Source organism: Streptomyces tirandamycinicus, from assembly GCF_003097515.1.
Classification (GTDB): domain Bacteria; phylum Actinomycetota; class Actinomycetes; order Streptomycetales; family Streptomycetaceae; genus Streptomyces; species Streptomyces tirandamycinicus.
The window spans coordinates 659,168-672,433 of the sequence record NZ_CP029188.1 but is presented as its reverse complement, the minus strand read 5'-3'; the positions used below and the strand labels follow the sequence as shown (position 1 = coordinate 672,433).

The following is a 13,266-nucleotide window of genomic DNA, read 5'->3' as shown; positions in this document are numbered from 1 at the left end:
TTCCCGTGCCCCGGACGGCGTTTCCGGGTGCCCCGGCCGCCGCGCCCCCGCGCCCCCGGGGCAGGGAACCCGGACGGCTTCCGGTGCACCGCCGTACCGGGTTCTCCGGCGGCTCGCGGCGCGGGGTCAGCCCAGTTCGGAGGCGTACGGAGGCTCCGCGCCCGCACGGGAGCAGGTGACGGCCGCGGCACGGGCGGCGAACCCCAGCACCTCGGTCCAGCCGTCGGCGTCCAGGGCGAGCAGACCGCGGTGGGTGAGGGCGCCACGCCGGTCCAGGTCGTGCAGCAGTGCCGCGTTCACGGTGTCGCCCGCACCGATCGTGTCGGCCACCGTCACGTCCACCGCGGGGACGGCCACCTCCACACCCGCCCGGGTGCGCACCGTGAGACCGCGGTCGCCGTGCGTCATGACCACCGCGGCGGGCCCTTCGGCAAGCCACCGGCCCGGGGAGCCGCCGAGCCACGCGGCGTCCTCCTCCGAGAGCTTCAGCAGCGACACCGAGGGCAGCCATCCCCGGAACCGTGCCCGGTGGGCACCGGCGTCCGGGATCAGCCCCGGCCGGATGTTGGGGTCGAGCAGCGTGAACACCCCGCGCCGCGCCTCGCGCCGCAGCAGGGCCTCATAGGCGCTCGCACCCGGTTCCAGCACCAGCGAGCAGGTGCCGAGGGCCAGCGCCCGTACCCCGTCCGGCAGTTCCGCGGGCAACGCGAACAGCCGGTCGGCGGTACCGGTCACATGGAAGCGGTAGCCGGCGGAGCCGTCCGCGCCGACCTCGGCGACCGCGAGGCTCGTCGGCTCCGGGCCCCGCTGCACCAGCGACGTCCGTACCCCCGCGGTACGCAGTCCCTCCAGCAGCGCCTCACCGAAGCGGTCCGCCGAGACACGGGAGCAGAAGGCCACGGGTGAACCCAGGCGGCCCAGGGCCACCGCCGTGTTGTACGGGCCGCCGCCGGGCCGGGGCAGCAGCGGCGGCAGCGGTGCGTCCGCGGCGGCCGTCCGCAGCGGGACCAGGTCGATCAGGGACTCACCGGCGACGACGATCACGGCTGAGAAGGTAGTCCATCGCTCCGGGGCGCGACAGTCCCGTCCCGGCCCGGCGGACCCGCCCGGAAGGGCCGCGATCTGCGCCGGTATCGTCGGTTTGGCCACCCGCGCCCCTCATCCGTGGAGATCCTCATGTCCGGCCGCCCCGCCGCCCGCCGTACCGTGCTGAAAGGCGCCGCCCTCGCCGGAGCGGCCGGGCTGGGGGCCGCCGCCTGCTCCACCGAGTCCAAGGTGGGTCACGCCCGGGTTCCGACGCCGACCGGGCCGGTCGACCTCGGCACCGCCGCGGAGGTCCCCGTGGGCGGCGCCCGGCTCTACCGCGAGCAGCGGCTCGTCGTCCACTGCCCGGCCGAGGGCCGGTACCGGGCGTTCAGCGCCCAGTGCACCCACGCCGGGTGCGTCCTCGACAAGGTGGAGGGCACGGAGGGCAACTGCCCCTGCCACGGCAGCCGGTTCGACGTCACCACCGGCACGGCACTCCAGGGCCCGGCGACCGTGCCGCTTCCGGAGGTCCCGGTGCGGGTGCGGGACGGGAAGCTGGTGGCGGGCCCGGAGGCCTGAGCCCGCTCGTACCGCCACGGTGCTGCCCGTACGCACCGCGCGACGCACCACGCGGCGCCCCGCGCACGGGCAGCCGGAAGCACCGGCGGTCCCGGCACGCCGTCCGTGCTGCCCGCAGGACCGCGCACGCCGGTCCGGGCCGGCCGCTCCGGCGCCCGGACCGCCCGCCGCGGCGGGTACGGACGTGCTCCCGACCGCGCGCGGTACCGCACGCGCCGGGCCCGCGTCAGCGTTCCCACTCCCAGTCGATCCCCTGGATGCCCGGCCGGACGCCCTGCTCGACCACGTGCACCGAGGGCTGCCGGCCGCTCGGCGTCAGTTCGGCCCGGCAGATCCGCGCCGCGCCGGGGGAGTTCTGGGCGAAGTGCCGGCACCGCACCGGCAGCGCCGCCGCGTCGAAGCGGACCTGCAGCACGTACTGGCCGCCGGACTCGCGGAAGCCGCGTACGTACTCACCGCTCGGTCCCGCCGTGCCGTCCTCGAACCCGTAGCAGAGGAGATACGTCTCCCCGGACCGCAGCCGGGCGTCGAGCAGCAGCTCCGCGACCAGCACCCCCGCGTCCCGGTCGTACCGGACGCGCCCCGGGCGGCAGTTCTCCGTCGCGCGCACCGCCACCCGCGCCGGGTCCCACCCGGCATCCCCGCGATGGACGGCCAGCAGGCGGTCGACGCCGTCGCGGTGGGCACGCACGATCTTCTGGGAGTCGCGGCCGAGCAGTTCGCGGCCCGGCCCGATCCGCACCCGCTCGTGGTGCCCCACGGTGTGCAGCCCGCCGTCCGCGGGCCGGCCGAGCGCGGTCAGCAGCCGCTCCACCGCACCGGACACCGCGGCGGGCGTACGCGGCGAAGGGGCCGCGGGGCGCTGGGGGCCGGACCCGCCGTCGCCGGGAAGGAGCCGCAGCAGCGAGTTCTCCGGCAGCCGCAGCACGTCCTCGAGCGCCCGGACCGCGCGCAGTGACTCGGGGCGCCGGGGCCGGCGGGCCCCTTGCTGCCAGTAACTCAGACTGGTCACCCCGACCTTGATCCCCCGGTGGGCGAGATGGTGCTGCACCCGCTGGAGCGGCAGCCCGCGCACCGCGAACGCGGCGCGCAGCGCGAGATGGAAGGGGCCCGTGAGCAGCACGCGCTCCAGTTCGGCCCGCGTGTGCCCGGGATGCGCGGCGTGCCCCATGGGACTCCTCGATGGACGTGCACGGCCCCCCGCTGGGCCCTCGCGCCGAGGGGCGGGGCAGGGCGTGCGGACACGACCGATGGCGGCGCTCCGGGCCCTCCCGGGCCACCGGCACGGCCGCGGGTCACCCCGCATTGAAGCGTGTCGGCCCTCTCCGGACAATGGCTGTCCGGGTACCGGTCCGAAAGGCGCGGGAGCCCGGCCGGGGCGTCCGGAACGCGCCGCCGGGCGGTGGGGGACCGCACACCGGGCGCAGCGGCGGGTCCCTTCCCCGGCTTCCTCCGGCTTCCTCCGGCTTCCTCCGGCTTCCTCCGGGTTCCGTCCTTCCCCGGGTGCCCGGCTTTCCGGTTCTCCCGGTTCTCCCGGTTCCCCCGAGTCCCTCGAGCATCTTCCGGCCGCTCCCGTTCCCTTCGGGGCTCGTCGTTCTTCATCCGGCCTCGTCCGGCTCCTTCCACCCGCTCCCGGCGCAAGCCGGGGTCCAGATCCTCCAGATCCTCCAGATCCTCCAGATCCTCGTGGTCCTCCAGCCCCGGAGCAGCGGCGCGACGGCTGGTCGTCCGCGCCCCTCGGACGGCCCGGCTGTCCGTGCCCGCCAGTAGGGTGGGCGGCATGGCAGACCCCTCCAGCTACCGCCCCAAGCCGGGACAGATCCCCGACTCGCCGGGGGTCTACAAGTTCCGCGACGCGCATCGCCGGGTGATCTACGTCGGCAAGGCGAAGAGCCTGCGGCAGCGGCTGGCGAGCTACTTCCAGGACCTGGCTGGTCTGCACCCGCGCACCCGCACGATGGTCACGACCGCGGCCTCCGTCGAGTGGACCGTGGTCTCCACGGAGGTGGAGGCGCTCCAGCTGGAGTACTCCTGGATCAAGGAGTTCGATCCCCGGTTCAACGTCAAGTACCGGGACGACAAGAGCTATCCGTACCTCGCGGTGACCATGAACGAGGCGTTCCCGAGGGTCCAGGTGATGCGCGGCGCCAAGAAGAAGGGCGTGCGCTACTTCGGCCCGTACGGGCACGCGTGGGCGATCCGCGAGACGGTCGACCTGATGCTCCGGGTCTTCCCGGTGCGCACCTGCTCCGCCGGGGTCTTCCGGAACGCGGAGCGGACCGGCCGGCCCTGCCTGCTGGGCTACATCGGCAAGTGCTCCGCGCCCTGCGTCGGCCGGGTCGGCGAAGGGGAGCACCGCGAACTGGCCGAGGAGTTCTGCGACTTCATGGCCGGCCGCACCGGCACCTACATCCGCCGCCTGGAGCAGGAGATGACGGCCGCGGCCGAGGACCTGGAGTACGAGCGGGCCGCCCGGCTCCGCGACGACATGGAGGCGCTGAAGCGCGCCATGGAGAAGAACGCGGTGGTGCTGGCCGACGCGACCGACGCGGACCTGATCGCGGTCGCCGAGGACGAGCTGGAGGCCGCCGTCCAGATCTTCCACGTACGCGGCGGGCGGGTGCGCGGCCAGCGCGGCTGGGTCACCGACAAGGTCGAGGCCGTCGACACGGCCGGCCTCGTCGAGCACGCACTGCAGCAGCTGTACGGGGAGGAGAGCGGCGACGCCGTCCCCAAGGAGGTCCTCGTCCCGGCCCTGCCCGACGACCTCGCCGCGGTCACCCAGTGGCTCGGCGACCGGAGGGGCTCGGCCGTGTCGCTGCGCATCCCGCAGCGCGGCGACAAGAAGGACCTGATGGCGACGGTCGGGCGCAACGCCCAGCAGGCCCTCGTCCTGCACAAGACCAGGCGCGCCAGCGATCTGACCACCCGCTCCAGGGCCCTGGAGGAGATCGCCGAGGCGCTCGGCCTGGACTCCGCGCCGCTGCGGATCGAGTGCTTCGACATCTCGCACCTGCAGGGCGAGGACGTGGTCGGGTCCATGGTGGTGTTCGAGGACGGGCTGCCCCGGAAGAGCGAGTACCGGCGCTTCCAGATCAAGGGCCGTGCCGGGGACACGCAGCTCTGGCACGGCGAGGGCCAGGACGACGTCCGCTCGATGCACGAGGTGATCAGCCGCCGCTTCCGGCGGTATCTCGCGGAGCGGGAGCGGACCGGCGAGTGGGCGGTCCCGGAGGACGGCGGGTCCGGCACGGGAGGCGAATCCGTGGCGGGAGGCGGGTCCGTGGCCGGGGGTGAGGTCCCGTCGGCCCCGGCGGACGACGGCAGGCCCAGGCGGTTCGCCTACCCGCCGCAGCTGGTGCTCGTCGACGGCGGGCAGCCGCAGGTGGCGGCGGCCCAGCGGGCCCTGGACGAGCTGGGCATCGACGACGTCGCCGTCGCCGGGATCGCCAAGCGCATGGAGGAGGTGTGGCTGCCGGGCGAGGACGACCCGGTCGTGCTGCCCCGCTCCAGCGAGGGGCTGTACCTGATCCAGCGGGTCCGGGACACCGCCCACGACTTCGCCATCCGCTACCAGCGCTCCAAGCGCACCAAGCGGCTGCGGACCAGCCCGCTGGACTCCGTGCCGGGCCTGGGCGCCGCCCGCAAGCAGACACTGATCAAGCACTTCGGCTCGGTGAAGCGGCTGCGGCAGGCCACGATCGAGCAGATCTGCGAGGTCCCGGGCTTCGGCAGGAAGACCGCCGAGTCCGTGGCCGCCGCCCTGGCGCAGGCCGCTCCGGCCGTCCCGGCGGTGAACATGGCGACAGGCGAGATCATTGAAGAGGATGACGGGGCAGCAGTGACGGAAGGGAACGGGGGAACCACGCAATGACCGAGCAGAACAGAGCAGAACACGGAGCAGGAGACGTGGATACGGGCACGACCGAGGCCGGGCAGGCCGCAGAGGCGGCCATCCCCGAGCTGGTGATCATCTCCGGAATGTCGGGCGCCGGCCGCAGCACCGCGGCGAAGTGCCTGGAGGACCTCGGCTGGTTCGTCGTCGACAACCTGCCGCCCGCGCTGATCCCCACCATGGTGGAGCTCGGCGCACGCTCCCAGGGCAATGTCGCCCGGATCGCCGTCGTCGTGGACGTCCGCGGCCGGCGGTTCTTCGACAACCTCCGCGAGTCCCTCGCGGACCTCGACGCCAAGCAGGTCACCCGCCGGATCGTCTTCCTGGAGTCGTCCGACGAGGCCCTGGTGCGCCGGTTCGAGTCGGTGCGCCGCCCGCACCCGCTGCAGGGCGACGGCCGGATCGTCGACGGCATCGCCGCCGAGCGGGACCTCCTCCGGGAGCTGCGCGGCGACGCCGACCTGGTCATCGACACATCCAGCCTCAACGTCCACGAGCTGCGCGCCAAGATGGACGCCCAGTTCGCCGGTGACGAGGAGCCGGAGCTGCGGGCCACCGTGATGTCGTTCGGGTACAAGTACGGCCTGCCCGTCGACGCCGACCTCGTGGTGGACTGCCGCTTCCTGCCGAACCCGCACTGGGTCCCGGAGCTGCGCCCCTTCACCGGCCTGAACGAGGAGGTGTCGGGCTATGTGTTCAACCAGCCCGGCGCCAAGGAGTTCCTCAACCAGTACACCGAGCTGCTGCAGCTGATCGCCGCGGGCTACCGCCGCGAGGGCAAGCGGTACGTGACGATCGCCGTCGGCTGCACGGGCGGCAAGCACCGCTCGGTGGCGATGTCCGAGAAGCTCGCCGCCCGGCTCGGTTCCGAGGGGATCGAGACCGTCGTCGTCCACCGGGACATGGGGCGCGAGTGACCGCACGCAATCCCCGGCTGCGCCGGCTGCGGGGCGGCGACACGCTCCGCACCCACCGCAGACGCGGAACCCAGCCCAAGGTCGTCGCGCTCGGCGGCGGCATGGGCCTCTCGGCCTCGCTCGCCGCGCTGCGCCGCATCACGGGCGACCTCACCGCCGTCGTCACGGTCGCCGACGACGGGGGCTCCAGCGGGCGGCTCCGCAAGGAGCTCGGGGTGCTGCCGCCCGGCGATCTCCGCAAGGCGCTGGCGGCGCTGTGCGGGGACGACGAGTGGGGCCAGACCTGGTCCCGGGTCATCCAGCACCGCTTCCAGTCCCAGGGCGAACTGCACGAGCACGCGGTCGGCAATCTGCTGATCGTCGCGCTGTGGGAGCAGCTCGGCGACCATGTGCAGGCCCTGGACCTGGTCGGCAGGCTGCTCGGCGCCCACGGCCGGGTGCTGCCCATGTCCGCCGTGCCGCTGGAGCTGCAGGCGCTGGTGAAGGGGCACGACCCGGCGCGCCCCGACGAGGTGGGCACGGTCCGCGGCCAGGCGACCGTCGCGCTGACGCCGGGCGAGGTGCAGTCCGTGCACCTGGTGCCGAACGACCCGCCGGCCGTCCCGGACGCCGTCGACGCCGTACTCGACGCGGACTGGGTGGTCCTCGGGCCCGGCTCCTGGTTCTCCTCGGTGATCCCGCACCTCCTCGTGCCCGACCTGCTGGACGCGCTCGTCGAGACCAAGGCCCGGCGGGTCCTCTCGCTCAACCTGGCTCCCCAGCCCGGAGAAACGGAGGGCTTCTCTCCGCAGCGTCATTTGGAGGTTTTGGGGCGACACGCCCCTAAACTCGCCCTGGACGTGGTGCTGGCCGACGAGGCCGCCGTGCCCGACCGCGAGTCCCTCGCCGACGCGGCGAAGCGGCTCGGTGCCGCGGTCGAGCTGGCGCCCGTGGCCAGACCCGACGGGGCTCCGAAGCATGATCCGGAGCTGTTGGCCGCCGCGTACGACCGTATTTTCCGGATGCATGGAAGGATCGGCCCATGGCGATGACGGCAGCGGTGAAGGACGAGATCTCCCGGCTCCCCGTCACCCGGACCTGCTGCAGAAAGGCGGAGGTCTCGTCGATCCTGCGGTTCGCGGGCGGGCTGCACCTGGTCAGCGGGCGCATCGTGATCGAGGCGGAGCTGGACACGGGTATCGCTGCGCGCAGGCTCCGCAAGGACATCCTGGAGATCTTCGGGCACTCCTCGGATCTCGTGGTGATGGCTCCCGGCGGGCTGCGGCGCGGTTCGCGCTACGTGGTACGCGTCGTGGCGGGCGGTGACCAGCTGGCCCGGCAGACCGGGCTGGTCGACGGCCGGGGCCGTCCCATCCGGGGGCTGCCGCCCCAGGTCGTCTCGGGTGCCACGTGCGACGCGGAGGCCGCCTGGCGCGGCGCGTTCCTCGCGCACGGCTCGCTGACCGAGCCCGGTCGCTCCTCCTCCCTGGAGGTGACCTGCCCGGGCCCGGAGGCCGCGCTGGCCCTGGTCGGTGCCGCGCGCCGGCTGTCCATCGGCGCGAAGGCCCGCGAGGTGCGCGGGGTGGACCGGGTCGTGGTGCGCGACGGCGACGCGATCGGTGCGCTGCTGACCCGGCTCGGGGCGCACGAGTCGGTGCTGGCCTGGGAGGAGCGGCGGATGCGCCGGGAGGTCCGCGCCACCGCCAACCGGCTGGCCAACTTCGACGACGCCAATCTGCGCCGCTCGGCCCGGGCCGCGGTCGCCGCCGGCGCGCGGGTCCAGCGCGCCCTGGAGATCCTGGGCGAGGAGGTCCCCGAGCACCTCGCCGCGGCGGGCCGGCTGCGCATGGAGCACAAGCAGGCGTCCCTGGAGGAACTGGGCGCCCTGGCGGACCCGCCGCTGACCAAGGACGCGGTCGCGGGCCGTATCCGCCGGCTGCTGGCGATGGCCGACAAGCGCGCCCAGGACCTGGGGATCCCGGGTACGGAGTCCAATCTGACGGAGGAGATGGCCGACGGCCTCGTGGGCTGAGCCCGCGCCGGGAGCGAGTGCCCTCCTCCGGGTCCCGGTGAGCGTCCGCCCCCGGTCTCCGGGGCGCCGCCTTCCCGGGCTCGCCCGTCCCGCGAGCCCCGCCCACCGCACCGCGTCCCCCGAGGGGCCCGCCGCGCCCGCGCGCCGGGGCCGCCCGTCCCGCGCACCCCGTCCCGCCCCGACACCGTCGTGCGCGGCACCCGTGTGCGCGGCCCCGCCGAGCCCTCCGAGAGCCCGCAGCGCGCCGCACCCCGTCCGCGCGCCGCGCCCCGTCCTGCGCGCGGCCGCGGGCAGCACGGCCCGTCCGGGTGTCCGCGTCCGGCGCCGGACGGGCTTCGCCCCGCCCTGCGGTCCCGCCCGGTTTGCACCGCCTCCTTCTCTGCCCGCCCTGCCCTGCCGCGCCGCGCCGCGTCGTCCGGCCCTTCCTGCCTGCCCCGCCGCTGCCCTCCCCGCCCCGTCCCGCCGCGGCCCCGCCCGCATGGAGTCCCGCATCGATGTCCCCCGATGCGCCCCGCGATCCCTCCCGGGACGTCCGCCGCCCATCCCCGCCCGTTCCGCTCCATCCCCGCCCGCCTGGCCGCCGGGCGCATCTTGACATGATCATGAAGTGTCATGAACCTGGCATCTGCTTCTTTCGCGACAGACGAAAGCAAGGGGGGCTCATGAGACGACGAGCGAGATCGATCCTCGCCGCGACCTCACTCCTGGTGGCCGGCCTGGCCGCCGCGCCGCTCGCCCGGGCGGACGGGGGTGCCGACGGCGCCGACGGCGCCGGACTCGCCGTATGGCAGGCCGAGGTCACCAGGGAGCAGGTGCCACTGCTCCTCCAGGCGGGTGCCGACGGTCACGAACTGACCGAGCAGGTACCGGCCAGGGGCACCGCCACGGTCGAGGTGTTCCTCACCGAGGACCAGGCGGGCGCGCTCCGCGACAAGGGCGTGAGCCTCACCGAGCACACCGTTTCCGGCGCGGCGAAGAAGCGCGTCGCCGCCGCCGGAGACGGCGTCTTCCGGCCGTACAGCGGGGAGGGCGGCCTCCGCGAGGAGATCCTCGCCGTCGCCGCCGCCAACCCGTCGATCACCAAGGTCGTCAGCATCGGCAGGACCGTGCAGGGCAAGGACATCCTCGCCCTCAAGCTGACCAAGGGCGCCAAGAAGCACCGGGACGGCGCCAAGCCGTCCACCCTCTACATGTCCAACCAGCACGCCCGCGAGTGGATCACCCCCGAGATGACCCGGCGGCTGCTCCACCACTACGTGGACGGCTACGGCAAGGACCGCCGCATCACCCGGATCGTGGACCGCACCGAGCTGTGGTTCCTGATCTCCGCCAATCCGGACGGCTACGACTTCACCCACGCCGCCGACGGCAACCGCCTCTGGCGCAAGAACCTGCGCGACAACAACGGCGACGGCAGGATCACCACCGGCGACGGCGTCGACCTGAACCGCAACTTCTCCTACAAGTGGGGATACGACAACGAGGGTTCGTCGCCCAACCCCACCGGCGAGACCTACCGCGGGCCCGGCCCCTCCTCCGAGCCCGAGACCGTCGCCCTGGACCGCTTCCAGAAGCGCATCGGTTTCGAGTACGGCATCAACTACCACTCCGCCGCCGAACTGCTGCTGTACGGCGTGGGCTGGCAGGTCGCCACCCCCACCCCGGACGACGTGATCTACAAGGCGCTGGCGGGCACCCCGGACAACCCGGCCGTCCCCGGCTACCACCCCCAGGTCTCGTCCGAGCTCTACATCACCAACGGCGAGGCGAACGGCCACGCGGCCAACGTCAACGGGACGATGATGTTCACCCCGGAGATGACGACCTGCCAGACCGTCTCGGCCGCGGACCCGAACGACCAGTGGCGGCCCGAGGACTGCCGCTCCGGCTTCAACTTCCCCGACGACGAGCGGCTGATCCAGGCGGAGTTCGCCAAGAACGTCGAGTTCGCGCTGTCCGTCGCCGAGACGGCCGCCCACCCCGACCAGCCGTCGTCCCCGGTCGGTCTGGAGGCCCCCGACTTCACCGTCGACCCGTTCACCACCTCCTACGCCCGCGGCGGTCACCAGGAGGTCTCCGTCGTCGCCCGCAAGTCCCTGCGGGACAAGGAGCTCAAGTACCGCGTCAACGGCGGCCGTACCCACGACATGGCGCTCAGGCCGTGGAAGGGCGGCGAGACCTACGGCGGCGAGGACAACATCCGCTTCGACGAGTACCGCGCCAAGGTCAAGGACGGGGGCGTCGGCGACCGGGTCGAGGTCTGGTTCACCGGCGAGACCAGAAGCGGCAAGCGCACCTCCAGCGAGCGCTTCACCTACACCGTCGCACCCCGGCCCAAGGCCGACACCCTGGTGGTGGCGGAGGAGGGCGCACCCGCCCGGCATGCCCAGGTGTACGTCGACGCCCTCCGGGCGAACGGCCGCAAGGCCGTGGTCTGGGACGTCGCCACCCAGGGCGCACCCCACCCGCTGGGCGTCCTCGGCCACTTCACCACCGCCGTCCACCACACCGGCGCGCAGGCACCCGGCGGACCCACCCAGCTCGCCCTGCGCGACTACCTCAACGAGGGCGGCAAGCTGATCGAGGCCGGTGAACTGGCCGGCGGCAGCGCCCAGGTCGGCAGGGCCCTGACCAACGACTTCAGCCAGTACTGGCTGGGTGCCTACGGCCGCGCCTCCGCGCCCGGGGCCAGCGGGTTCTCCGGGACGGGGGCACTGGCCGGGTCCGGCGGGCCGCTGTCCGGCGCGGACGGGAACCCGCTGAACGCGCCCGGCACGTACACCGTCACCTCCGACACCCTTCCGGCCGCGCAGTTCCCGCAGTTCGCGAGCGCGCAGGCGGGCCGCTACGCCGGTGTCACCAACCCCTACGCCCCGTACGCGGGCTCGTCGATGGCCTCGGCGACCCACGACGACAACGACTGGAAGCGGCTCACCCGCACCGTCGACCTCACCGGGGTCGGCGCGGCCGACGGTCCGCGGCTGAGGCTCGCGCTCAGCTGGAACACCGAGCCGGGCTACGACCACGCGCTCCTGGAGGCCCGCACCGCCGGCGCCGGGGACTGGACGACACTGCCGGACGAGGGCGGCCTCAGCGGCACGGCGGTGCCCGAGGACTGCGAGGCCGGGTACTTCCTCAACGGGCATCCCTTCCTGCGCCACTACCTGACCCGGGAATCCGGCGGCTGCACCGCGTCCGGCTCCAGCGGGTCCTGGAACAGCTTCACCGGCTCCTCCGCCGGCTGGAAGCAGGTCTCCTTCGACCTGAGCGCCTACGCGGGCAAGGAGGTGGAGCTCTCCCTCGCGTACGTCACCGACCCGGCCAGCGGCGGACGCGGGGTGTTCGCCGACGACGCCACCCTGGTCGTCGGCGGCGCGGAGAAGGAGATCGAGGGCTTCGAGACCTCGCTCGGCCCGTGGACCACCCCGGGGGCGCCGGAGGGCAGTCCCGTGCTCGGAGGTGACTGGGTGCGCACAGGTGAGCTGTTCGCCTCGTACGCGGCCGTCACCACCCGGGACACGGTCCTGCTGGGCTTCGGCCTGGAGCACGTCACCGCGCCCGCGGACCGCGCCGACCTGGTCGCCAGTGCGCTCGCCGCGATCCGGCGCTGACCCTGCGTAGCCGCCGAAAAGCGCCGGTGGCCCGTACTTGTCGGTAGGTACGGGCCGCCGGTTTTCGGCTCGATCCGGGGGCGTGCTCGATGCCACTCCGGCTGTCCCGGGGAGGTAGGGTCGTAAGCGGTCGGGGACATCCCATATCAGCTCGCCGGTGTCGAAACCGGCGTACCACTGAGGAGATCGGTTCGTGACGATCCGCGTAGGCATCAACGGCTTTGGCCGCATCGGTCGTAATTACTTCCGCGCGCTGCTGGAGCAGGGTGCAGACATCGAGATCGTGGCTGTCAACGACCTGGGTGACACCGCGACCACCGCTCACCTGCTGAAGTACGACACCATCCTGGGCCGCCTGAAGGCCGAGGTCAGCCACACCGCAGACACCATCACCGTCGACGGCCGCACCATCAAGGTGCTCTCCGAGCGCAACCCGGCCGACATCCCGTGGGGCGAGCTGGGGGTCGACATCGTCGTCGAGTCCACCGGCATCTTCACCAAGAAGGCGGACGCCGAGAAGCACCTCGCCGGCGGCGCCAAGAAGGTCCTCATCTCGGCTCCGGCCACCGACGAGGACATCACCATCGTGATGGGTGTGAACCAGGACAAGTACGACCCGGCGCAGCACCACGTCATCTCCAACGCGTCCTGCACCACCAACTGCGTGGCCCCGATGGCCAAGGTCCTCGACGAGAACTTCGGCATCGTCAAGGGCATGATGACGACGGTCCACGCCTACACCAACGACCAGCGCATCCTGGACTTCCCGCACAAGGACCTGCGCCGGGCCCGGGCCGCCGCGGAGAACATCATCCCGACCTCGACGGGTGCCGCGAAGGCCACCGCCCTGGTCCTGCCGCAGCTCAAGGGCAAGCTGGACGGCATCGCCATGCGCGTCCCGGTCCCGACCGGCTCCGTCACCGACCTCGTCCTGGAGCTCGACCGCGAGGTCACCAAGGACGAGATCAACTCCGCCTTCCAGAAGGCCTCCGAGGGCCAGCTGAAGGGCGTCCTGGAGTACACCGAGGACCCGATCGTCTCCTCGGACATCGTGAACTGGCCGGCTTCCTGCACCTTCGACTCGAAGCTGACCATGGTCCAGGGCAAGCAGGTCAAGGTCGTCGGCTGGTACGACAACGAGTGGGGCTACTCCAACCGCCTCGTCGACCTCACGGTCTTCGTCGGCGACCAGCTCTGATCACCTGCCGGTAAGCACCCCGATGTGAG

General features: G+C 73.1%; 9 protein-coding genes. 7 read left to right on the top strand and 2 right to left on the bottom strand.

From position 1 onward, the window contains the following. Positions 1-126: 126 nt before the first annotated feature. Positions 127-1,044 (bottom strand): carbohydrate kinase family protein, encoded by a 918-nt coding sequence (locus DDW44_RS02990; protein ID WP_108905435.1) that lies wholly within the window; start codon positions 1,042-1,044, stop codon positions 127-129. A gap of 132 nt (positions 1,045-1,176) precedes the next feature. On the opposite strand from DDW44_RS02990, the gene DDW44_RS02985 reads away from it, so the two are divergent. Next, positions 1,177-1,605 carry a Rieske (2Fe-2S) protein gene (locus DDW44_RS02985; RefSeq protein ID WP_017948787.1) on the top strand — a complete coding sequence of 143 codons (429 nt, stop codon included), beginning with the start codon at positions 1,177-1,179 and terminating at the stop codon, positions 1,603-1,605. Between the two features lie 226 nt (positions 1,606-1,831). On the opposite strand, the gene DDW44_RS02980 is transcribed toward DDW44_RS02985, so the two are convergent. Further along, the gene (locus DDW44_RS02980) at positions 1,832-2,776 is read right to left on the bottom strand and encodes a hypothetical protein (protein WP_018890253.1); all 945 of its coding nucleotides are present in this window, start codon (positions 2,774-2,776) and stop codon (positions 1,832-1,834) included. Between the two features lie 609 nt (positions 2,777-3,385). Here DDW44_RS02980 and uvrC point away from each other — a divergent pair. The 6 genes from uvrC to gap all read left to right on the top strand — a co-directional run bounded on the left by uvrC (position 3,386) and on the right by gap (position 13,237). Continuing rightward, the gene (uvrC, locus tag DDW44_RS02970; RefSeq protein WP_017948789.1) at positions 3,386-5,479 is read left to right on the top strand and encodes an excinuclease ABC subunit UvrC; all 2,094 of its coding nucleotides are present in this window, start codon (positions 3,386-3,388) and stop codon (positions 5,477-5,479) included. After that, a complete protein-coding gene (rapZ, locus tag DDW44_RS02965; protein WP_026165429.1) occupies positions 5,476-6,417 on the top strand; it encodes an RNase adapter RapZ in 942 nt (313 codons plus the stop codon). The genes uvrC and rapZ overlap by 4 nt, the downstream gene beginning before the upstream one ends. Next, positions 6,414-7,448 (top strand): gluconeogenesis factor YvcK family protein, encoded by a 1,035-nt coding sequence (locus tag DDW44_RS02960; RefSeq protein ID WP_018890251.1) that lies wholly within the window; start codon positions 6,414-6,416, stop codon positions 7,446-7,448. Before rapZ ends, DDW44_RS02960 begins: the two co-directional genes overlap by 4 nt. Beyond that, a complete protein-coding gene (whiA, locus tag DDW44_RS02955; protein WP_017948792.1) occupies positions 7,439-8,428 on the top strand; it encodes a DNA-binding protein WhiA in 990 nt (329 codons plus the stop codon). Before DDW44_RS02960 ends, whiA begins: the two co-directional genes overlap by 10 nt. A gap of 662 nt (positions 8,429-9,090) precedes the next feature. After that, on the top strand, positions 9,091-12,039 hold the full coding sequence (locus tag DDW44_RS02950) for a M14 family metallopeptidase (protein ID WP_108905433.1): 2,949 nt from the start codon (positions 9,091-9,093) through the stop codon (positions 12,037-12,039). A gap of 193 nt (positions 12,040-12,232) precedes the next feature. Beyond that, positions 12,233-13,237, top strand: a complete 1,005-nt coding sequence (gene gap, locus DDW44_RS02945; RefSeq protein WP_017948794.1) for a type I glyceraldehyde-3-phosphate dehydrogenase — start codon at positions 12,233-12,235, stop codon at positions 13,235-13,237. Positions 13,238-13,266 lie beyond the last annotated feature (29 nt).